Annotated in this window: 20 protein-coding genes; 7 read left to right on the forward strand and 13 right to left on the reverse strand. The window is 71.8% G+C overall.

Annotation, left to right across the window (positions count from 1 at the left end):
• Positions 1–17: 17 nt before the first annotated feature.
• The 4 genes from Dfulv_RS43465 to Dfulv_RS43480 form a co-directional block, all read right to left on the reverse strand.
• The gene (locus tag Dfulv_RS43465; RefSeq protein ID WP_259859656.1) at positions 18–587 is read right to left on the reverse strand and encodes a hypothetical protein; all 570 of its coding nucleotides are present in this window, start codon (positions 585–587) and stop codon (positions 18–20) included.
• Between the two features lie 106 nt (positions 588–693).
• A complete protein-coding gene (locus tag Dfulv_RS43470) occupies positions 694–2,679 on the reverse strand; it encodes a thioredoxin domain-containing protein (protein ID WP_259859657.1) in 1,986 nt (661 codons plus the stop codon).
• A gap of 55 nt (positions 2,680–2,734) precedes the next feature.
• On the reverse strand, positions 2,735–3,349 hold the full coding sequence (locus Dfulv_RS43475; RefSeq protein ID WP_259859658.1) for a Uma2 family endonuclease: 615 nt from the start codon (positions 3,347–3,349) through the stop codon (positions 2,735–2,737).
• An 86-nt stretch (positions 3,350–3,435) separates the two neighbouring features.
• Positions 3,436–5,955 (reverse strand): ATP-binding protein, encoded by a 2,520-nt coding sequence (locus Dfulv_RS43480; RefSeq protein ID WP_259859659.1) that lies wholly within the window; start codon positions 5,953–5,955, stop codon positions 3,436–3,438.
• Positions 5,956–6,047: 92 nt separating this feature from the next.
• On the opposite strand from Dfulv_RS43480, the gene trpB reads away from it, so the two are divergent.
• The 3 genes from trpB to Dfulv_RS43495 are packed head-to-tail and all read left to right on the forward strand — an operon-like array spanning position 6,048 to position 8,733.
• Positions 6,048–7,256, forward strand: a complete 1,209-nt coding sequence (trpB, locus tag Dfulv_RS43485) for a tryptophan synthase subunit beta (RefSeq protein WP_406567880.1) — start codon at positions 6,048–6,050, stop codon at positions 7,254–7,256.
• Positions 7,253–7,969, forward strand: coding sequence for a tryptophan synthase subunit alpha (gene trpA, locus Dfulv_RS43490; RefSeq protein ID WP_259859660.1), 717 nt, complete (start codon positions 7,253–7,255; stop codon positions 7,967–7,969). Before trpB ends, trpA begins: the two co-directional genes overlap by 4 nt.
• A gap of 2 nt (positions 7,970–7,971) precedes the next feature.
• Entirely contained in the window at positions 7,972–8,733 is a 762-nt protein-coding gene (locus Dfulv_RS43495) for a GntR family transcriptional regulator (protein WP_259859661.1), read from the forward strand.
• 146 nt (positions 8,734–8,879) lie between these two features.
• Here the strand turns inward: Dfulv_RS43495 and Dfulv_RS43500 are convergent, their stop codons facing one another.
• From Dfulv_RS43500 to mca, 4 genes are all read right to left on the reverse strand, one after another.
• Positions 8,880–9,536 (reverse strand): ABC transporter permease, encoded by a 657-nt coding sequence (locus Dfulv_RS43500; protein ID WP_259859662.1) that lies wholly within the window; start codon positions 9,534–9,536, stop codon positions 8,880–8,882.
• A 64-nt stretch (positions 9,537–9,600) separates the two neighbouring features.
• Positions 9,601–12,078, reverse strand: coding sequence for a putative bifunctional diguanylate cyclase/phosphodiesterase (locus Dfulv_RS43505; protein WP_259859663.1), 2,478 nt, complete (start codon positions 12,076–12,078; stop codon positions 9,601–9,603).
• A gap of 248 nt (positions 12,079–12,326) precedes the next feature.
• Positions 12,327–12,548 (reverse strand): hypothetical protein, encoded by a 222-nt coding sequence (locus tag Dfulv_RS43510; protein ID WP_406567881.1) that lies wholly within the window; start codon positions 12,546–12,548, stop codon positions 12,327–12,329.
• Between the two features lie 4 nt (positions 12,549–12,552).
• Positions 12,553–13,416, reverse strand: coding sequence for a mycothiol conjugate amidase Mca (gene mca, locus Dfulv_RS43515; RefSeq protein ID WP_259859664.1), 864 nt, complete (start codon positions 13,414–13,416; stop codon positions 12,553–12,555).
• A 101-nt stretch (positions 13,417–13,517) separates the two neighbouring features.
• On the opposite strand from mca, the gene Dfulv_RS43520 reads away from it, so the two are divergent.
• Together Dfulv_RS43520 and greA are read left to right on the forward strand one after the other, a co-directional pair.
• Entirely contained in the window at positions 13,518–13,934 is a 417-nt protein-coding gene (locus Dfulv_RS43520; RefSeq protein WP_259859665.1) for a DUF4307 domain-containing protein, read from the forward strand.
• 148 nt (positions 13,935–14,082) lie between these two features.
• A complete protein-coding gene (gene greA, locus Dfulv_RS43525) occupies positions 14,083–14,583 on the forward strand; it encodes a transcription elongation factor GreA (protein WP_259859666.1) in 501 nt (166 codons plus the stop codon).
• A 70-nt stretch (positions 14,584–14,653) separates the two neighbouring features.
• On the opposite strand, the gene Dfulv_RS43530 is transcribed toward greA, so the two are convergent.
• The 5 genes from Dfulv_RS43530 to Dfulv_RS43550 form a co-directional block, all read right to left on the reverse strand.
• Positions 14,654–14,824: a hypothetical protein gene (locus Dfulv_RS43530; RefSeq protein WP_259859667.1), complete on the reverse strand. Its 171-nt coding sequence runs from the start codon at positions 14,822–14,824 to the stop codon at positions 14,654–14,656.
• A gap of 14 nt (positions 14,825–14,838) precedes the next feature.
• Positions 14,839–16,068 carry a threonine ammonia-lyase gene (gene ilvA / locus Dfulv_RS43535; RefSeq protein ID WP_259859668.1) on the reverse strand — a complete coding sequence of 410 codons (1,230 nt, stop codon included), beginning with the start codon at positions 16,066–16,068 and terminating at the stop codon, positions 14,839–14,841.
• Positions 16,065–16,835: a hypothetical protein gene (locus Dfulv_RS43540; RefSeq protein ID WP_259859669.1), complete on the reverse strand. Its 771-nt coding sequence runs from the start codon at positions 16,833–16,835 to the stop codon at positions 16,065–16,067. The genes ilvA and Dfulv_RS43540 overlap by 4 nt, the downstream gene beginning before the upstream one ends.
• On the reverse strand, positions 16,784–18,172 hold the full coding sequence (locus tag Dfulv_RS43545; RefSeq protein WP_259859670.1) for an amidase: 1,389 nt from the start codon (positions 18,170–18,172) through the stop codon (positions 16,784–16,786). The genes Dfulv_RS43540 and Dfulv_RS43545 overlap by 52 nt, the downstream gene beginning before the upstream one ends.
• A gap of 142 nt (positions 18,173–18,314) precedes the next feature.
• Entirely contained in the window at positions 18,315–19,457 is a 1,143-nt protein-coding gene (locus tag Dfulv_RS43550) for a cystathionine gamma-synthase (protein ID WP_259859671.1), read from the reverse strand.
• Between the two features lie 34 nt (positions 19,458–19,491).
• On the opposite strand from Dfulv_RS43550, the gene Dfulv_RS43555 reads away from it, so the two are divergent.
• Positions 19,492–19,905: an HIT family protein gene (locus tag Dfulv_RS43555; RefSeq protein ID WP_344405621.1), complete on the forward strand. Its 414-nt coding sequence runs from the start codon at positions 19,492–19,494 to the stop codon at positions 19,903–19,905.
• A 66-nt stretch (positions 19,906–19,971) separates the two neighbouring features.
• The gene (gene msrA / locus Dfulv_RS43560) at positions 19,972–20,637 is read left to right on the forward strand and encodes a peptide-methionine (S)-S-oxide reductase MsrA (protein WP_259859672.1); all 666 of its coding nucleotides are present in this window, start codon (positions 19,972–19,974) and stop codon (positions 20,635–20,637) included.
• Positions 20,638–20,653: the final 16 nt, after the last annotated feature.

Here is a 20,653-nt window from a genome sequence, read left to right on the forward strand (position 1 = left end):
GGGCCGTGCCCGGGCCGTCAGACCGCCGGGCCGCGCTTGCGGAGTTCGTCGACGGACTGCATGGCCTCGCGGAGTTCTCGCAGCCAGGTGTCGGCGTGCTGGCCGACCAGCGCCACGCACCAGGCCAGCGCCTCGGACCGCGACCTCGCCACACCGGAGTCCACGAGCGTGTCGAGCACCTGGCGCTCCGACTGGCGCAGGCGGGTCATCACCGGCGCCGAGTGGGTCGTGAACAGCTCACGCGTGTCGCCGACCTGGACGCCCCACGAGACCTTGCGACGGTATCGGCGCTCCAACTGCTGCGCGATGCCGATCCGCTGATCGCGGGTCGTCTCCCGGAAACCCGCGATCCGGCCCTGCTCGGCCGCGACCCGGTCCGCCTCGCTCGCGTCGTCGGCCAGCGTCGGCGGGCTCAGCCGGCCCACGATGAGAATCTCGTCACGATCGATCGTCACCTCGGCCGGGCCCTGGAACCAGGTGTCCGGCAGCGCGCCACCGATCCAGGCGGGCGCGTCGTCGGCGGGTGGGGGCTCCGTGCGCGGGCCGCCGCCGCGACCCCAGGGAACGTCACCTCTTCGCATCATCATCACTTACTCCCTAGCTCGCGCATCTCTGATTACACAATTACACCGTTGCAGAGACACGCCAAGGGTCGCGCTGTTCGCCCGGGGAGAACAGCGTGGAAGAAGAGACTCAGCCGAGCCGGCCGACCAGGTCCTCGAGCTCGGTCACCGGGGCGTCACAGACAAACCCCCGGCAGACGTACGCAGTGGGCCTGCCCTCCCGCAGCACGCGCCCCTCCAGCAGCGGGACACCGGCGCGGTCCGGCTCGCCGGCGACGACGACCGCGCCGGGCGGTGCGTGCCACCACGCGGCCGCCACCAGCGGATCCTCGGTCTCGCCGCGGCCGTCGGGCGTGGCGATCGCGATCTCGAACGGGCCGGAGAGCAGGGCCTCACCGACCGCGCACGCGTAGCCGGTGAACCGGCCGTGCGTCGCGGCGACCGCGGCCACCGTCGAAAGCGCCTTCTCGGCCGCCTCGCGATACTTCGTGTCAGCCGTCAACGCGGCGTACGTCACCAGGGCCGCGGTGATGGCCGACAGACCGGACGGGGTGGCGTTGTCGGTCACGTCGGCGGGCCTCGCCACCAGCGTCTCGGCGTCGTCGGCCGTGTCGTAGAAGCCGCCGCTGCCGTCGGGCTCGGCGAAGTGCTCGAGCGCGACGTCGAGCAGCTGCCGGGCGAGGTCGAGCCAGCGCCCCTCGCCGGTGGCCTGGTGCACCGCGCAGAACGCCTCGGCGACCGCGCCGTAGTCCTCCAGGACGCCGGCCGGCGCGCCGACGACGCCGTCGCGGGAGACCCGGCGCAGCCGCCCGTCGACGATGTGCGTGCCGGCCAGGAAGGTTGCCACGTCGACGGCGCGCCGGACGGCGTCGGGCCGGTCGTACACCATCCCGAACTCGATCAGCGCCGTGACCGCGAGCCCGTTCCAGGCGGCGACGACCTTGCCGTCCTTCGCCGGCTGGGGCCGCTCGTTGCGCACGTCGAGGAGGCGCTGCTTGATGCCGAGCCAGCGCTCGACGTTCTGCGGGTCCTCCGGCAGCTGCAGCACCGAGCTGCCGTGCTCGAAGGTGCCCTCTTTGGAGACCTCCAGGAGGTACCGCGCCCAGGCACCGTCGATCTCGCCGACGACCTCGTCGATCTGCTCGGGCGTCCAGACGTACGTGAGGCCCTCGACCCCGTCGGTGTCGGCGTCGAGCGCGGAGATGAAGCCGTGCCCGTCGTAGAGGTCGCGCTCCAGGAACGCCGCGGTCTCCGCCGCCACCCGGCGCGCGGTGTTGTTGCCCGCGATGCGGTCCAGCTGGGTGTAGACCCGCAGGAGCAGCGCGTTGTCGTACAACATCTTCTCGAAGTGCGGCACGGTCCAGGTGCCGTCGACGGCGTACCGCGCGAAGCCGCCGGCGAGCTGGTCGTACATGCCGCCGCGGGCCATCCGCTCGCACGTGTACCGGACGGCGTCGACGACCTCCTGCCGACGGGTCCGCTGGTAGTGCCGCAGCAGGAACAGCAGGGCCATGTGCGGTGGGAACTTCGGCGCGCCGCCGAACCCGCCGTGCTCGCTGTCGTAGTCGCGCAGCAGCGTCGCCGCGGCGGCGTCCAGCACCGGCCCGGTCATCGGGTTGGCCGGCGGGCGCACGGCGACCTGCCGGATCGCGTCGACCACGGCCCCGCTCTGCCGGCGCACCGCGTCGCGCTGGTGCTGCCAGGCGTCGGCCACAGCCTGTACCAGTCGAAGAAAGGCGTCCTGGGGGAAGTAGGTGCCGCAGTAGAAGGGCTCACCCTCGGGGGTGGCGAAGACCGTCATCGGCCAGCCGCCTTGCCCGGTCATGGCCTGCGTGGCGGTCATGTAGATCGCGTCGACGTCGGGCCGCTCCTCGCGGTCGACCTTGATCGGCACGGTGAGCTCGTTGACCAGCTGGGCGACACCCTCGTGCTCGAACGACTCGTGGGCCATCACGTGGCACCAGTGGCAGGCCGCGTAGCCGACGGAGATGAGCACCGGCACGTCACGGCGCCGGGCCTCCTCGAACGCCTCGGCGCTCCACGGCCACCAGTCGACCGGGTTGTCCTTGTGCTGCAGCAGGTAGGGCGAGGTCGCATCAGCAAGGCGGTTGGCCATACCCTCAGCCTCTCACGCGCCCCGCCCTGCTGCGTCGCGACCTGAGCCGAGGCCCTCAGACGTTGAGGTTGTCCGCGGGCTCGGTGCGGAGGACCCAGTTGAACGGCATCGTCGCGTGAATCCGGTACCGATCGCCGTCGAGCCGATACATCGTGACGGTCTCGTCCTGGTCGACGGTCCAGTACTGCGGGATGCCCGCCATGGCGTATTCGTGCCGCTTGGTCACCGTGTCGGTCGCCTCGGAACCGGGCGACACGATCTCGACGACGAGCAGGACATCCCCGGTCGGCAGCCAGACGCCATCGTCCTGCGGCTTGCTCCACACGACGAGATCGGGAATCCGGCCGCCCTCTCCCTCAGGCCCGGGAATGCGCAGGCCGACCGCCTGGGTGACTCGCTCGGCGGGCCAGCCCCCAACGACCAGCCAGGCCGTGAGGCGAGTTGCGACGACAGCGTGCCCGTAGCCGGGAGGCGGCATGACCGACAGAACTCCCTCGGGGCTGGTTTCGTACCGGTGCCCATGGGGATCCGCGGCCATCATCGCCGCGAGATCGTCGAGCGTCACGACAGCCGGCATGTGCCGACCGACGGCCTCAGCACTCATGGGGGCCATCCTATCGGGAGCAAGAGCCGCCACGTCCCTGCTCAACACTGCGGTCAGCCCGGCCATCAGCTCACCTCCTCGCATCGTGGCGCTGCAGGTCGCGGTATCCGGATTGCTTGAGCGCTCTCCGCAGATGTGCCGGAGGAGGACGTTCAACGGCCCAAGCGGGCCAGCAGGGCGGGATCCGCCGGCTCGGCGGCCGTGCGCAGGGTCAGGGTCATCGTCAGGCCGCCGCCGGGGGTGTCGTCGGGGGTGAGGGTGCCGCCCATGGCCTCGGCGAGGCCGCGGGACAGGGCCAGGCCGAGGCCGACGCCGGTGGTGTTGTCGCGGTCGCCGAGGCGCTGGAAGGGCTGGAAGATCTGGTCGCGGTCGGTGGCGGGGATGCCGGGACCGTGGTCGACCACGCGGATCTCGACCCGGCCGGCGTGCTCGCTGGCCGCCACGGTCGGCGGGGTGCCCGGCGGGCTGTACCGCAGGGCGTTGGCCAGCACGTTGACCAGGATGCGCTCCAGGAGCGCCGGGTCGGCGTGCACCTCGGGCAGGTCGTCGGGCACCACGATCCGTACCATCGCGCCGAGGTCGTCCACCGCGCGCGGAACGGCGTCGGCGACGTCGACCGACTGCAGGGTCATGGCCAGGGCGCCGGCCTGCAGCCGGGACATGTCCAGCAGATTGGCCACCAGCCGGGTCAGTTTGTCCAGCGACTCCTCCGCCGTGGCCAGCAACTCGTCCCGGTCCGCCGCCGAAAACGCCACGTCGGAGCTGCGGAGACTGCCCACCGCCGCCTTCGCCGACGCCAGCGGCGTCCGCAGGTCGTGACTGACCGCCGACAGCAGCGCGGTGCGCAGCCGGTCCACCTCGGCCAGCGAGTCCGCCACCGCCGCCTGCTCCGCGAGGCGCTGCTGCCGCAGCGCGATGGCCGCGTGCGCCGCGAACGCCTCGATCAGCCGCCGGTCCGCCGCCGGCAGCGGATGGCCCCGCAGCACCAGGGACAGCCCGACGTCCACCGACACCTCGGTCTGGCCCTCCTCCGGCGTCAGGCACGGCCGGCTTCCCGCGCTCGCCGCCACCTGCCAACCCGCCTCGGCCCGCTCCAGCAGCGTCACGCACTCCAGGCCGAACGACTCCCGCACCCGCTCCAGCAGCGCCGGCAGCGGCCGGTCACCGTGCAGCACGCTGCCGGCGAGGGTCGACATCGTCCGGGCCTCGGCGCCGGCGTGCGCCGCCTCGCGTGTTCGCCGCGCGGCGAGATCGACGACGGTCGCCACCGCCATCGCCACCATGACAAAGGCGCTGAGCGCGAACAGGTTCTCCCGCTCGGAGACGGTGAAGTGGTGCAGCGGTGGGATGAAGAAGTAGTTGAGCAGCAGGAAGCTGCCGACCGCCGCGAGCAGTGCCGGGTACAGGCCGCCGACCAGCGCGACGCCGACCGTCAGGACCAGGAACGCGAGGATGCCGGTGGGCAGGGAGACCTCGGACCACAACCGGGTGAGGCCCAGGGTCAGCAGCGGCAGTCCGATGACGGCGAACGCGAAGCCGGCGAGCCGGCGGCGGAGGGTGAGCCCGCCGCCGCTGGTGCCGAGGCGGGGGCGTCCCCGGCGGACCTGCTCGTGGGTGATGAGGTGGACGTCGATCGAGCCGGACCCGGCGGTGGTGGTGGCGCCGACGCCGGGCGCGAGGATCTGGGCGAGCCGGCCCCGGCGGCTGGCGCCGAGGACGAGTTGCGTGGCGTTGACGCCGCGGGCGAAGTCGAGCAGTGCGGCCGGCACGTCGGCGCCCACCACCTGGTGATACGTCCCACCGAGGCGCTCCACCAGCAGCCGTTGCCGGCTCAGGTGGGTCGGGTCGGCCCCGGCCAGCCCGTCGTCGCGGATGACATGGACCGCCAAGAGGTCCGCGCCCTTAGTACGGGCAGCGACCCGCGCCGCCCGGCGGATGAGCGTGTCACCCTCCGGCCCACCGGTCAGCGCCACCACGACCCGCTCGCGCGCCTCCCACGTGGCCTCGATGTCGTGCTCGGCGCGGTACCGGTCCAGTTGCTCGTCGACCTTGTCCGCCAGCCAGAGCAGGGCCAGCTCACGCAGGGCGGTGAGGTTGCCGACCCGGAAGTAGTTGCCGAGCGCCGCGTCGACCTTTTCCGGCTTGTAGATGTTGCCGTGCGCCATCCGCCGCCGCAGCGCCTCCGGCGTCATGTCCACCAGTTCGATCTGCTCGGCGCGGCGCACGACCGCGTCCGGCACCGTCTCCCGCTGCGCCACGCCCGTGATCCGCTCGACCACGTCGTTGACCGACTCGAGGTGCTGGACGTTGACGGTCGTCAGCACGGTGATCCCCGCTTCGAGGAGCCGCTCGACGTCCTGCCATCGCTTTCCGGCGGGCACGTTGGAGTGGGCCAACTCGTCGACGAGCGCGACCTCGGGACGGCGGGCGATGACGGCGTCGACGTCGAGCTCGGTGAAGGCGGCGCCGCGGTACACGACCGTCCTGCGGGGCAGCACCTCCAGGCCGGTGAGGAGCGCCTCGGTCAAGGGCCGGCCGTGTGTCTCGACGAGGCCGACGACAACGTCCGTGCCACGGTCCCGGCGGCGCCTGCCCTCTTCGAGCATCTTGTACGTCTTGCCGACGCCCGGCGCAGCACCGAGGTACACCCGCAGCTCACCGCGCGTCGTCACAGCTTCGAGCCTACGGCCGGCTTGACGCCGCCACACCGCCGTGCAACAGTTCTAGAACTGTTGACTGTTCTAGAACTGTTGGAGGCCTGATCATGGGTGATCTCCTCATCCGCCCCCGCCACAGGCCCGAGCCCGCGGCGCAGCCGCGCGGCCTGATGGGCGACCCCGGACCGCTCGGCCGGTTCGGCGAGCACGGCGGTCGCTACGTGCCCGAGTCGCTGGTCGGCGCGTGCCGCGAGATCGAGGAGGCCTTCCGCGAGGCGTGGGCCGACCCGGCGTTCCGCGGGCAGCTCGCCGGACTGCTCGCGACACATGTCGGCCGCCCCACGCCGCTGACCCCGGCGCTGCGGCTCTCCGCCGAACTCGGCGTCACCCTGCTGCTCAAGCGGGAGGACCTCGCCCACACCGGCTCCCACAAGATCAACAATGTGCTCGGGCAGGCGCTGCTGGCCAAGCGGATGGGCAAGACCCGGCTGGTCGCCGAGACGGGCGCCGGACAGCACGGGGTCGCGACCGCCACCGCCGCCGCCCTGTTCGGCCTCGGCGCCACGGTGTTCATGGGCGAGCGGGACATCGAGCGCCAGGCGCTCAACGTGTTCCGGATGCGGATGCTCGGCGCCGAGGTGGTGCCGGTGCGCACCGGGAGCCGGACCCTGAAGGACGCCACCAGCGAGGCGATGCGCCACTGGGTCGGCGTCGTGGACGAGGCGATGTACTGCATGGGCTCCGTGCTCGGGCCCAGCCCGTACCCCTGGATGGTCCGGGAGTTCCAGCGGGTCATCGGTGACGAGGCCCGCCGCCAGTGCGCCACCGAACTGCGGGCCGCCGTGCCGGACTACGTCGTCGCGTGTGTGGGCGGCGGCTCGAACGCGGCGGGGACGTTCGCCGGGTTCGTCGACACCCCGGCCAGGCTGATCGGCGTCGAGGCCGCGGGCGGCGCGGGCGCCACCGACGGCACCTCCGGCGTGCTCCACGGAACGCGGTCGATGTTCCTCCAGGACGAGAACGGGCAGGTCGCGGAGGCGCACTCGATCGCCGCCGGACTCGACTACCCCGGCATCGGGCCGGAGCACGTCCATCTGCGGGACCTGGGCAGGGCGCGGTACGTCACCGTCTCCGACGCCGAGGTGATCGAGGCGGTCATGCGGCTCGCGCGCACCGAGGGGATCGTGGCCGCGCTGGAGTCGGCGCACGCGGTGGCGTGGGTCCTGCGCGGTGAACTGCCGGCCGGATCCACCGTGCTGATCACCCTGTCCGGGCGTGGTGACAAGGACATCTCCGCACTGCGGGAGCTGGTGTGAAGACCCTGATGCCGTACGTCACGGGCGGTGTGACGGCCGACTGGGCGTCCTACGTGCACGCGTTCGCCGACGCCGGGGCGGGCCTGGTCGAGATCGGACTGCCGTTCTCCGAGCCCACGCTCGACGGAGCGACGATCCAGGAGGCGACGGCGGTGGCGCTGTCCCGGGGCGCGACGCTGCGCAGTGTGCTCGCCGCGACCCCGCGCTGCGGCGTCCCGCTCGTCGCCAGCACGTACGCCAACCTGGCGCTGCGCCCCGGGTTCTGCGACCGGCTGGCGGAGGCCGGCTTCACCGGCCTGATCGTGCCGGACCTGCCGCTGGAGGAGTCGGCGGAGCTCTCCGAGGCGGCGCGGTCGCGCGGGATCGACCTGGCGCTGCTCGCCTCCCCCGTCACGCCGGACGACCGCCTGGCCGAGATCGGCCGCCGCAGCCGCGGCTTCGTCTACGCCGTCTCGGTGATGGGCACCACCGGTGAGCGCACGACCCTCGCCGCGCCGGCGCGGGACCTCGCCGCACGGCTCGCGCCCCGGACCGAACTGCCGGTGTTGCTAGGATTCGGGATCTCCACGCCCGCCCAGGCGGCCGAGGCGGCGCGCGTCGCCGACGGTGTCGTGGTCGGCGCCGCCGTCATGCGCCGGCTGCTCGACGGGGCGGGGCCGGCCGAGATCGGCGCCTACGTGGGCACGATGCGGGAAGCCATGTCTGGAGTGTGACGATGCCGCGCGAGGCCGAGCCCCGGTACCGCGCGATCGCCGCCGACCTGGCCGCGAAGATCCACACTGGTCACTATCCGGCCGGGTCGGCGCTGCCGGCGCAGCGCGAGCTGAGCGCGGCCTACGGGGTGACGCTGATGACGCTGCGCCAGGCGCTGCGGCAGCTCAGCGACGAGGGGCTCATCGTGCAGCAGGCGGGGCGGGGCACGTTCGTGTCGCCGCCCCACCTGGCGTATCGACTCGGTTCGCTGCGCAGCCTCGCCGACGACCTGCGCGAGCAGGGACACGAGGTGCGCACGGCGGTCGTCTCCTGCGGGGCCGGCGAACCGCCCGCGCCCGTCGCGGCACACGTCGGCTCGCCGGCGCTGCGGCTGGAGCGGGTGCGTGAGTTCGCCGGTCACGCCGCGGTGCACCAGGTCTCCTGGGTCCGCCTCGCCCCGCAACTGCTTGACGTCGACTTCACCCGGGTCGCCCTCTACGCGGCGCTCGCCGACATCGGCGTGGCGGTGGCCCGCGCCTCCGAGACGATCCGGCCGGACGTGCTGTCCGGGGATTCCAGCCGGTATCTCGGGGAGCCCGCCGGCACGCCGGTCTTCGTCAGCGACCGGGTCACCTACACGCTGGACGGCACTGCCGTGGTCGCCGACCGTGCCGTGATCCTGGGCCGCGCGATGGAGATCCGCGCCGAACGGGCCGCGACCGGCCTGTCCATGACGTGGGCGGGTGCTCTGGACGCGACCGCTTCCCTAGGGCCTGTTTCGTAACTGAGGCCGGGCTGCGGCGGGCCCAGATTCCGCCTGGCGCCACCCCGCGAAAGCCCGGTTACAACACCGGTAGCCGGACTTCCGCGGGGCGACGCCAGACGAAATCTGGACTCCGCCTCGCTCCGACCCCAGTTACGAAACAGGCCCTAGACGTGGCCGCGCAGTGAGTCGTCGTAGGTGACGCCGGGCTCGGTGCCGAGCACGGCGTAGGCCGCCTTCTGGAAGGCGGTCGCCTCGCTGCGGCGCCGCAACTGGACGGCGACCTCGTCGCACGGCGCGCCACCGGCGAGCTTGGTGATGCCCCCGGCCGGCAGCACGGCAACCGCCTCCGACGCGCCCGCCGAGCCGTCGGCCGGCCGGCCGGCGATGCCGACGACGGTCGCCGGGACGACGTGCCCGCCGCGTTCCAGGCTGACCCGCTGGCCGATCCGGACGCCGTGCCGGGCCGCCGTCTGCTCGTCGACCAGCAGTTGCGAGTCGCTCGCCGGGTACTGCCCGTCCAGCACCGTGGTGCGGCGCAGCCCGGGACTGCGCACCGCCGTGAGGACCGTCGAGCCCGGCAGCGTCCCCGTCGGCGCGAAGATCTTGACGCCGTAGAGGGTCGAGGCGCACTCGACCGCGGCCGCCTGCGGAAGCGCCGCCAGGGCGTCGACCTGGTGTGCGGTGAAACTGCCCTTGAACCGGACGTCGACCTCACCGGGCAGGTCAGCGAACCGGTCGGTGCCGCCGAAGCGGTCCAGGACGACAAACGCCCCGACCGCCACGACCACAAACCCCAAGCTGAGGACAACCCCCCGTCGCATGTCTCGTGACGGTACGCAACCGTCACCCCGGTGAGCCGTTACGAACCGCCGGTGGGGCGGAAAATCACCCGGTTCCCTCGGCACGGAGGTGGCGGCGTTGCACCTGGCGGCGCTCGCGGAGCACGGCGGCGAGCCGCTCCGGCGGCATCGGCGGGTAGAAGAGGAAACCCTGCGCGGCCGTGCAGCCCAGCTCGGCGAGCGCCGCCCGCTGCTCCGGGTGCTCCACACCCTCGGCGACGATCCGCAGGTCGAGGCTACGGCCGAGATCGATCGTCGCCCGTACGATCGCCCCGGCCTTCGGCAGGTCCGACATCTGCGCCACGAACTCGCGGTCGATCTTGACTTCCTGCACGGGCACCCGCGTGAGCACCGTGAACGACGAGTAGCCCGTTCCGAAGTCGTCGACCGCGAGCTGGACGCCGAGGCGCCGGATGCGGGACAGCACGTCGTCGACGGCAGGCGAACTGGACAGCATCACCGTCTCGGTGATCTCCAGGATGAGCAGTTCCGCCGGAAGCCGATGGCGGCCGAGCAGCTCGTCGATCGTCTCCGGCAACTGCCGTTCGACGAGGCTGCGTGGCGAGATGTTGACGGCCACCGGCACCGCCAGGCCGGAGCGGCGCCAGCCGGAGGCCAGGCCGATGGCCCGGTCGAGCACCCAGTGGGTCAGCGGGCCGATCAGCTCACTCGCCTCGACCGCCGCCAGGAACTGGCCCGGCGCCAGCTTGCCGCGCCGCGGGTGCTGCCAGCGGACCAGTGCCTCGACACTGGTGATCTGGCCGTTGAGGTGCGCCTTGCCGGTCGGCTTGCCGCCGAGCGCGACCGCGGGCTGCAGTTCGAGGGTCAGCTGCTCCCCGGCCGTGAGCGCCTCCCGCAGCTCGGCCAGCAGGGCGAGCCGGTCGGTGCTGGCGTCGTCGCGCGCCGGGTCGTACCACGCCACCGGCTGGCCGCCGCGTTTCGCCTGGTACATCGCGATGTCCGCCCGGCGCAGCAGCTCGGTCAAGTCCACCTCGCCGGCGGCGGCGACCACGACACCGACCGACGGCTCCTTCGACAGCGCGACACCGTTGATCCGCATCGGCGCGGCGATCTGCGCGCCCAGCTTGCGGGCCCGCTCGACCGCGGCGGCGAGCGCCAGGTCGGCACCGCCCGCCGCGAGGTCGGTGACGAGCACGGCGAACTCGTCGCCACCGAGCCGGGCCAGCAGGTCACCGGCGTTGCCCGCGTCGATGACCCGCCGGGCGATGACCTTGAGCACCTCGTCGCCGGCGGTGTGCCCGAGCGCGTTGTTGACCTCTTTGAACTCGTTGATATCGAGCAGCAGCAGCGCGACCGGGTCTCCGGAGGTACACCGGACGAGCTGCGCGTTGCCCCGGGTGAGCAGGGCGGCCCGGTTGAAGAGGCCGGTCAGCGGGTCGTGGACCGCGTCGTACGTGGTGCGCTCACTCATCGAGCGCAGGGCGTCCTGGGTGATCGCGTCGTGCAGGGCCGCGGCGAGCGCGTCGCCGAACGCGGCGAACATGAGCCGATCGCGGGAGCGCAGCGGGTTGAGGCCCGCGAGCTGCAGCTCCCCCACGGTAAGCTCACCGACGACCAGCGGCCGGCTGGTCACGGCGGCGCCACTGCCGGGCGGGATCGGGTCGCCGTAGGCCCGGCCGCCGGCCAGGACCACGCGGGCGGCGGCGGCCGTGAACAGCCGCTTGGCGCCGACCACCCCGGACTCGGCGGCCTCGCGTTCGTCGAGCCGGTTGAGGTCGCGGGTGGCCTCGGCGAAGTCCTGCCATGCCCGGCGGTCGTCGTCCTCGCCGAGCCGGTTGGCGTAGAACTGGTGCAGCAGCCAGAGGACCGGCGGCAGGAGCAGCAGCAGGAGCGGGTTCGTGACGCAGGCCCAGACGATGACCAGACCGGCGGCCACGTTGCCGATGACCATGAGCAGCTTGCTGCTCAGCATCTGCATGAAGGTGGCACGCAGGCTGCCCCCGCGGACCACGGCGACGTGGACGGAGACCAGCAGGACGGCGACCAGGTAGTAGACGGTCGCGCCCGCACACAGCGCGGCGATGGTGCGGGGTTCGAGCGGCCGGTCGTACGGCGGGTGCACGATCGCGGCCACGGTCGCGGCGAGCGTGCCGGCGACGGTCAGGGCGGAGACGCTGAAGATCAGGTCACGCAGGCCGCGACGGCGCCCGGCCCGGGCGTCGACGGCGCGCAGCAGGGTGTGTGAGATGCCGACGCCGACCAGCACGACCAGCGGGACGAGGGCGGCCGGCAGGCTGGCGCACACGACGACGATCGCGGCCTCACCCCAGGCGAGCCGGGCGTGCCCCTCGCCCGCGCGGACGCGGAGGCCGGCGATCTGGGCGAGCGCCACGACGCCGAGCCCGGCGAGCACCGCCGAGACCAGCCCTTGATCAACAGCGGCGACGGCGTGACGATCGAGCGCACCGCCCGGGACACCCGCCGCCACGAGCGCCGCGACCGCCGCCCCGAGGGCGGCGGCTACTGCGACGGCGGCGTTGAGGCGCGCCGGAAGCGGTCTCATCACTCGGCCGCATCAACCCACAACAATGACGCTATGCATTTACCTATATGCATAGCGTGATCGGGAATGCCGGTGGTGCGGGCTGACTCGGAACGCGTCGACGCGTTCACCATTCGGCCCCCCTTCCCAACCCACCGGGGAGGCGCGCCCGGCGAAGGGAACGCGCACCCCGTGAAGGCTAAAGCACGGAAGAAAGGCGGAACAGTGGTCGATAATGCGTTTCTGACTCAGATCATCGGCAGCTTCGGTCAGACAGTCGTCGATTTGTCCTCGTCTGAGGGCTTGCCCGGGCTGTCGTTCTGGCCGGGGAACTCGGCCGGCAGACGACGGATGCGGGCCGTCATGTTGCGGATCAGCAGCACCGTGGCGACCGCCAGCAGGATGATGATGAACAGGCCCATCGGCCCGGCCAGCCCACCCGACCTGGTGTCGCCGAAGTTGTTCTCCGCGAGGATGTCCAAGGCGAGCATGGTTTCACCTTACGCCGGTGAAGAGATCGTCTTCCGGCTGCCGCGTCTCGACGTGCGACTTGACCAGCTCGTAGTCCTCCGTGGGCCACACCTTCTGCTGGATCGGCAGCGGCACCGCGAACCAGAACCCGTCCGGGTCGACCTGGGTGGCGTGCGCGCGCAGCGCGTCGTCACGGATCTCGAAGTATTCGCCGCACGGCACGCGCGTGGTGACCCGGTCACCGACGTCCCGGCGGTTGTCCCACTCCTTGATCCAGTCCGTGTAGGGCGACTCGCCGGCCGCGTCCAGCATGGCCTCGTGCAGCGCCATCATCCGGGCCCGCGACCAGCCCATGTTGTAGTAGAGCTTCAGCGGCTGCCACGGCTCACCGCGGTCCGGGTAACGCGCCGGGTCGGCCGCCGCCTCGAACGCCACCATCGTAATCTTGTGCGTCATGATGTGGTCCGGGTGCGGGTAGCCACCCTCTTCGTCATACGTCGTGATGACGTGCGGCTTGAAGCTGCGGATCAGCTCGACCAGCGGCGCCGCACCCTCCTCGGGATCCACCAGGCCGAAGCTGTCCTCGGGCAGCGGCGGCAGCGGGTCACCCTCCGGGAATCCCGAGTCGACGAACCCGAGCCAGGCCTGCCGGACACCGAGGATCTCGCGGGCGCGGTCCATCTCGGCGCGACGGATCGTGGCGATGTTCTCCCACACGTCCGGCCGGTCGAGTTTCGGATTGAGCACGCTGCCGCGCTCACCACCGGTGCACGTGACGACGAGCACATCGATGCCCTCGGCCGCGTATTTCGCCATCGCGGCCGCGCCCTTGCTCGATTCGTCGTCAGGATGTGCGTGCACAGCCATCAATCGCAGCTGCTCGGCCACGAGCTCTCCTAAGGTCTGCGTCCAACCCCGCTGCCGGGGCGCCCCGGGTAACGACCCTATTGTGGTCGGTACCTCCGACAAAACGACGAGGACGCCACCCCGTGACAGAGACGCACGCCACAGCGAAGTATCCACCCGGCCGCTACGGCCGCCGGCGGGAACCACGACCGCGCCGGAGCTGGCCGGTGATCCTCGTGGCGGCCGTCGTGGTGCTGGCCGGTGTCGCGATCGCGTGGCGGCTCTTCCAGCAGTACGGGCCGCAGGAGTACGAGCCGCAGGTCCAGCGCTTCTCCAACATCACCGACGACGGCATCAACGTCGAGTTCGTGGTGCGCAAGGACGCCGAGAAGGAGGCGACCTGCCGGGTCCGCGCCCGATCGGCCAGCGGCGAGGAGGTCGGACTGGCCGAGGTCGACGTGCCGAAGGGCGCCGAACCGGTGGTCTCGTACCGGCTCGCGACGAGCGACCGGCCGGTCACCGTCGAGGTCCCGGCCTGCGGCCCGCGCCGCTCGAGGTGACCGCTCTGGTGACTACTCCGGGTGACCGTCCCGGAAGAGCGCTCCAGGTAGCCGTTGAGCAACGTCGCGTTGAATTCGCGTAGCCACGGTGATGCGACTCACTGGTACTTTGGTGGTTTGACCGAGCGTGCCCGTAAGGAGATCTTCAGTGTCGACCACCGACGGCGGACAGGCCACCACCTGGCTGTCGCAGGACGCCTATGACCGGTTGCAGGCCGAGCTGGACGAGCTCATCGCCAACCGCCCGGCGATAGCTGCCGAGATCAACGCACGCCGCGAAGAGGGCGATCTGCGCGAAAACGGCGGATACCACGCCGCGCGGGAAGAGCAGAGCAAGGCCGAGGGCCGGATCCTTTACCTGAAGGAGTTCCTCCGCAAGGCGGTCGTCGGCGAGGCGCCGACGAGCGACACGGTCGCCCCCGGCACCGTCGTGACCATCCAGTTCGACGACGACGAGGACGACACCGAGACGTTCCTCCTCGGCTCGCGTGAGATCGCCGCGACGACCGAGCTGACCGTCTACAGCCCCGAGTCCGCTCTGGGCAAGGCGATCCTCGGCGCGCACCGCGGCGATGCCGTGAAGTACACCGCACCGAGCGGCGCCGAGATCAAGGTCAAGGTCATCTCGTTCGAGCCCTTCGGCGGCTGAGCGCGGCTCGTCCGTTCCAGACAGGCGTCGGCCGGTCCCACACGTGTGCGGGACCGGCCGACGTTCGGTTTTACAGCGACTTCAGCGTCCGGTCGAGCTCCGCTTCGGTCCGGGCGTTCGGTGGCCCCTTCAGAACCACGGCCGCCGACTCGTTCGCCTGCGCGACCACAAGCTGGTGTGCCGGCCGGTTGGACCGGAACGCCATCCGGTTCAACCGATCCCAGCTGAAATCGTTCGCCACGACATGGCATCTTGCTAGACGTCGAAGGTCACCGTGTAGCCAGCCGAACGGAGTGCGTTCACCAGCCGATCGGAGTGCTCGGCGCCGCGGGTCTCGACCGAGAGCCCGATTTCCACCTCGCCGAGCCGGAGCCGCGGGTCCTGGCGGCGGTGCGCGACGTCGACAACGTTGGCGCCCTGCTCGGCGATGTACGCCAGCAGCTTGGCCAGGTGGCCCGGGCGGTCCCCGCAGCGGACCGTGAAGGCCAGGTACCGGCCCGCGGCGGCCAGGCCGTGCTCGATCACCCGCAGCATGAGCATCGGGTCGATGTTGCCGCCGGACAGGACCGCGACGGCCGGCGTCTCGACCTCGACGACACCCGCGAGCAGCGCGGCGACCCCGACGCTGCCGGCCGGCTCCACGACCGTCTTGCCGCGCTCCAGCAGCATCAGCAGCGCGCGGGAGATGTCCTCGTCGGTGACCGTGACGACCTCGTCCACGAACTTGCCGACGTGGGCGAAGGTGAGATCACCCGGGCGGCCGACCGCGATGCCGTCGGCGATGGTGCCGAACGCCTTCAGCCGCACCGGGCGGCCTTCGCGCAGCGAGACCGGGAAGGCGGCCGCGCCCTCGGCCTGCACGCCGATGATCCGCACGTCGGGGCGCTTGGCCTTGACGGCCACCGCGAGGCCGGAGATGAGCCCGCCGCCGCCGATGCCGGTGACGATCGTCCTGACCTCGGGCACCTGCTCGATCAACTCCAGGCCGAGCGTGCCCTGGCCCGCGATGATGTCGGGATGGTCGAAGGGGTGGATCAGGACGGCACCCGTACGGTCCGCGAACTCGTGGGCGGCGACCAGCGCCTCGTCGACGGTGGCGCCGACGAACTCCACCCGGGCGCCGTAGTTCTTGGTCGCGGCGATCTTCGGCAGCGGCGCGCCGACCGGCATGAACACGGTGGTGGTGATGCCGAGCAGGCCGGCCGCGAGCGCGACACCCTGCGCGTGGTTGCCGGCGCTCGCCGCGACGACACCGCGGCGGCGCTCCTCCTCGCTCAGCCGGGCGATCCGGACGTAGGCGCCGCGCACCTTGAACGAGCCGGCGCGTTGCAGGTTTTCGCACTTGAGCCAGGTGTGCCCGCCGAGTTTGGCGGTGAGGGGCCGGCAAGGCTCCACCGGGGTCCGGCGGATCACGCCTACCAGCAGTTCCTTTGCCGCTTCGATGTCGGCGAGCGTCACGAGCTCCGATGGGACGGCGACGGTCATTCCCTGATCGTGCCACCCACGGTGGTCGGCGTCGTGGGCGCGGGCAGAACAACCGTCCAGTCGTCATTCGCCGAGCGCAGGGCGGCGATCGCAGCCGGCAGCACGGTGACACCGCGCAGGCGGGCCACCCGGCCGTACTGCGCGCTGGTGGTCCGAGCGATCAGCAGGAGGGCGAAGACCGCGGCGATGACAAACAGCGCGGCGCCGGGCAGGCGCAGCATGAGCTGGCGGCCGAACAGGTGAGCCACGAGCGTGCCGTCGACCGGGTGACCGGCGGCTGTCTGGTCGCGCACGTCGCCGATCTCGTCGACGTTGTCGAGGCCGGCGACGAGGCCCAGGCCGGTCACCAGGCAACCCGTCAGCAGGCTCACCCTGAACAGCCAGCTCAGCACGGTCATCCGCCGGCGCAGCTCGGGCGACCGGCCGACGCTGCCCGTGGTGACCTCCCGGGTCTTCACGCCGAAGGCGGCAAGGTTGGACCGCGCGCGGGTGAGCCAGCCCGCAAACGCGATCGCCGCCACCAGCGCGGTGGCGGCGAGCAGGATCCACGCGACGATCCGCACGGTGCCGGCAAGGGCGGCGGCCCCGGCACCGGGGCGGTGGGCGGCCCAGATGTCCGCCAGCGGCAGGAAGGCGATCAGGAGTTGCGCGAGCGCGGTGCCGGCCACCCCGAGCATCGCGGTGGTCGCCCAGTGCGAGATGGCGCGGATCCTGGTCACCGCAGCCGGGCCGCGATCCGCGGCCACCCGGGCGCGTGCCGGCGCCACTGTGCCCGCTCCTCGATCTGCCCGGCCAGGCCGAGGAGCAGCAGCTCCGCGCCCGGCGGTCCGACGAGCTGCACCGCGGCCGGCAGGCCGTCGGGGCGCACGCCGACCGGGACGACCAGGGCGGGGAAGCCGGCGAAGTTCCACGGCGCCTCATAGGGTGCGTATCGGGCGCTGGTCAGCATGTTCGCCGTCCAGGACCGGGCCGACCAGCGCTGCGCGGCCGGTGGCGCGGCCGCCAGGGCCGGGGTGACGAGAACGTCGAACCGGCCGTCGGCGAACCAGTTCTGGCACCGCTCGCGCCAGGTGGCCCGGTCGGCGTCGCGGACGAGGCCCCGGGCCAGCGCCTGCTCGCCGAGTGCCGCGTGGCGCCGGGTCCGCGGTTGCAGGCGCTCGCGGTCGAGCTCGACGGTGTCCAGGTGCACCGCGGCGAACCAGGTCGCGAGGACCTTGGTCGCCAGCGACGGCGGGTAGACCGGGTCGGCGCGGACCGCGTCGTGCCCCTGGGCGAGCAGGAGCCGGACCGCGTCGCTGAGCCCCTGGCGTGCGCCCGCGTCCGCGAAGACCCCGGTGACGGGGCTGCGGAGGGAGACCGCCACGCGGAGCGTTCCCGGCGGTGTGAGCGCCTGAGGTGTACGGCCGGCGAGCACCGAGAACCCCAGATGCGCATCGGCGACCGTGGTGGCGAGGATGCCGTTCTCGGCCAGCCCGTACCAGTCGTTGGCGCCGATGCCGGCCGGCACCACTCCCCGGCCGGGCTTGAGCCCGACGATGCCGCAGCAGGCGGCCGGGATCCGCACCGAGCCGAGGCCGTCGTTGCCGTGGGCGATGGGCACCAGACCGGCGGCGACCGCGGCCGCCGAGCCGCCGCTGGAGCCGCCCGGCGTACGGTCGGTGCGCCACGGGTTGCGGGTCACGCCGTCGGCGTCGTCGGTGACCGCCCAGATGCCGAGTTCCGGCATCCGCGTGACACCGACGACCACCGCGCCGGCACCGCGGAGCCGCCGGACCACCTCGTGGTCCCGGTCGGCGACCGGCCCGCGGGCGGCCGCCGACCCGTTCCACGTCGCCAGTCCGGCGACCGGGGTGTTCTCCTTGACCGCGATCGGCACCCCGGCCAGCGCCAGGTTGCCGAGCTCGGGCTGCTCGTCGACCATCTCCGCCTCGGCGATCGCGCCGGCGGCGCGCACCTCGCGGAACGCCCCGACGATGCGGTCGTAGGCCCGGATCGAGTCGAGGTGATCGGCCACGACCTGCGTGGCCGACGTGTCGCCACGCCGGACGGCACGGGCGATCTCCCTGGCGGTGGCGCCTACCCAGGTGGTGGAGCGGTGCAGCATTCGGGACACCTTTCCGTACCGGCGGCGGGTGCGGTCCAGGTCGTGTCTCCGAGTGAGGGCCGAGGCGAGGCGGAGCCCAGGCGCCGGCTGGGGCCTGTGCCCGCCGCGGCCCGGTCCTCACTCGGAGACACGACCTAGTGTCTCAACGAGCGAGGGCCTGCTCCAGATCGGCCAGAAGATCGTCGATTGTTTCGATCCCGACGGACAGGCGGACAAGGTCCGAAGGTACCTCCAGCGGGCTGCCCGCGGCGCTGGCGTGGGTCATACGGCCGGGGTGCTCGATCAGCGACTCGACACCACCGAGCGACTCGCCGAGGACGAACAGCTTGGCGCGGTTGCAGATCTCGACCGCGTGCTCCTCGCCGCCGCTCGCGCGGAAGCTGACCATCCCGCCGTACCGCTTCATCTGCTTCGCGGCGATCTCGTGCCCGTGGTGCTCCGGCAGGCCCGGGTAGAGCACCTGCGCGACGGCCTTGTGCCGCTGGAGGAACTCGACGACCTTCTCCGCGTTGTCGCAGTGGCGGTCCATGCGCACACCGAGGGTCTTGATGCCGCGCAGCGTCAGCCAGGAGTCGAACGGGCCGGCGACCGCACCCATCGCGTTCTGGTGATAGGCGAGGTTCTGCATCAGCTCCTCGTCGATGCCGACGAGTGCGCCGCCGACGACGTCGGAGTGCCCGCCGACGTACTTCGTGGTGGAGTGCACGACGACGTCGGCGCCGAGGTGGAGCGGCTGCTGGAGGTACGGCGAGGCGAAGGTGTTGTCGACGACCAGCAGCGCGCCGCGGTCGTGGGCGACCTGGGCGAGGGCCGCGATGTCGGCGATGCCGAGCAGCGGGTTGGTCGGCGTCTCGACCCAGACGATCTTCGTGCGGTCGGTGATCGCCTCGCGGACGGCGTCGACGCTGTGGATGGAGGCGGCGGTCCAGTCGAGGCCCCAGCGCTGCGCGACACGGGCGAAGAGCCGGTAGGTGCCGCCGTAGGCGTCGTCGGGGATGACGACGTGGTCGCCCGGCTGGCAGACCGTGCGGAGCAGGGTGTCCTCGGCGGCGAGGCCGGAGGCGAACGCGAGGGCGCGACGTCCGCCCTCGAGTGCGGCGAGGCACTCCTGCAGTGCGTCACGGGTGGGGTTGGCGGTGCGGCTGTACTCGTATCCCTGGCGCGGCTGTCCGACCGCGTCCTGAGCGTATGTGCTGGTCTGGTAGATGGGCGGGATCACCGCGCCGGTCGTGGGATCCGGCTCCTGTCCGGCGTGGATGGCGAGCGTCTCGAAGCCGTGGTTCATGGCACCGACCATAGTGGCGGATAGGCTGGCGTGCGTGTCGGCCTGTCTTTTCTGCGCCATCGCGTCGGGCTCCGCTCCGGCGTTCATGGTGGCCTCCTGTGATTCAGCCGTCGCGTTTCTCGACATCCGCCCGGTCTTCAAGGGACATGTGCTCGTGGCGCCGCGCTCGCACGTGGTGACCCTGCCGGACCTCCCGTCGTCCGAGTTGGCGCCATACTTCGGATTTGTACAGACTGTGGCGCGGGCGGTGGAGACGGGACTCTCGGCGGGCGGGACCTTCGTCGCGATCAACAACAAGGTCTCGCAGAGCGTGCCGCACCTGCACACGCATGTGGTGCCGCGGACGAAGGGCGACGGGCTGCGCGGCTTCTTCTGGCCGCGCACCAAGTACGAATCGGACGACGAGGCGCGTTCCTACGCGGAGAAGATCGCAGCCGTAATGTCTTGATAAGGCATCTCGCGCGGTGGCGCGGCAGACTTGAGTCCGAGCACCTCAAGTTTTAAGGAGCTGATCGTGTTCCTGCGGTACAAGAAGCAGCTGGACCTGCCGACCCCGGAGTCGGCCCTGCCCGGCCGCGATGTCGAGATGCCCGTCGCCGCGAAGCACACCGTCCTCGGCGCCCCGCTGCGCGGCCCCTGGCCGGCCGGGCTCGAGGTCGCCTACTTCGGCATGGGCTGCTTCTGGGGCGCGGAGCGAATCTTCTGGCGCATCCCGGGCGTCTACTCGACGTCGGTGGGCTACCAGGGCGGCATCACGAAGAACCCGACCTACGAGGAGGTCTGCTCCGGCATGACCGGCCACACGGAGGCGGTCCAGGTGGTGTACGACCCGGCGAAGGTATCGTACGAGCAGCTGTTGAAGGCGTTCTGGGAGAACCACGACCCGACCCAGGGCATGCGCCAGGGCAACGACGTGGGCACCCAGTACCGCTCGGCGATCTACACCACGACCCCCGCCCAGGCCGCCACGGCCGCCGCCACCCGCGAGGCGTTCACCCCGGTGGCGCGGGCCGCCGGCAAGGGCGAGATCACGACGGAGATCGCCGAGGCCGGACCGTTCTACTACGCCGAGGACTACCACCAGCAGTACCTTTCGGACGCCAAGAACCCCGATGGGTACTGCAACCACGGCCCCAACGGCATGACCTGCCCGATCGGCGTCGGCACGCTGCCCGCCTGATCCGTTCGACGAGCGG

Origin of the sequence: Dactylosporangium fulvum (genome assembly GCF_025137375.1) — a bacterium.
In the GTDB taxonomy this organism is placed as follows: domain Bacteria; phylum Actinomycetota; class Actinomycetes; order Mycobacteriales; family Micromonosporaceae; genus Dactylosporangium; species Dactylosporangium fulvum.

Coding starts and splice junctions, on each gene's coding strand:
- Dfulv_RS43475 (WP_259859658.1), bottom strand. CDS start 3,349: ATGGCCGGGCTGACCGCAGTGTTGAGCAGGGACGTGGCGGCTCTTGCT.
- Dfulv_RS43505 (WP_259859663.1), bottom strand. CDS start 12,078: ATGAGACCGCTTCCGGCGCGCCTCAACGCCGCCGTCGCAGTAGCCGCC.
- trpB (WP_406567880.1), top strand. CDS start 6,048: ATGGGTGATCTCCTCATCCGCCCCCGCCACAGGCCCGAGCCCGCGGCG.
- Dfulv_RS43495 (WP_259859661.1), top strand. CDS start 7,972: ATGCCGCGCGAGGCCGAGCCCCGGTACCGCGCGATCGCCGCCGACCTG.
- Dfulv_RS43510 (WP_406567881.1), bottom strand. CDS start 12,548: ATGCTCGCCTTGGACATCCTCGCGGAGAACAACTTCGGCGACACCAGG.
- Dfulv_RS43470 (WP_259859657.1), bottom strand. CDS start 2,679: ATGGCCAACCGCCTTGCTGATGCGACCTCGCCCTACCTGCTGCAGCAC.
- Dfulv_RS43500 (WP_259859662.1), bottom strand. CDS start 9,536: ATGCGACGGGGGGTTGTCCTCAGCTTGGGGTTTGTGGTCGTGGCGGTC.
- ilvA (WP_259859668.1), bottom strand. CDS start 16,068: ATGACCGTCGCCGTCCCATCGGAGCTCGTGACGCTCGCCGACATCGAA.
- Dfulv_RS43545 (WP_259859670.1), bottom strand. CDS start 18,172: ATGCTGCACCGCTCCACCACCTGGGTAGGCGCCACCGCCAGGGAGATC.
- Dfulv_RS43465 (WP_259859656.1), bottom strand. CDS start 587: ATGATGATGCGAAGAGGTGACGTTCCCTGGGGTCGCGGCGGCGGCCCG.
- Dfulv_RS43550 (WP_259859671.1), bottom strand. CDS start 19,457: ATGAACCACGGCTTCGAGACGCTCGCCATCCACGCCGGACAGGAGCCG.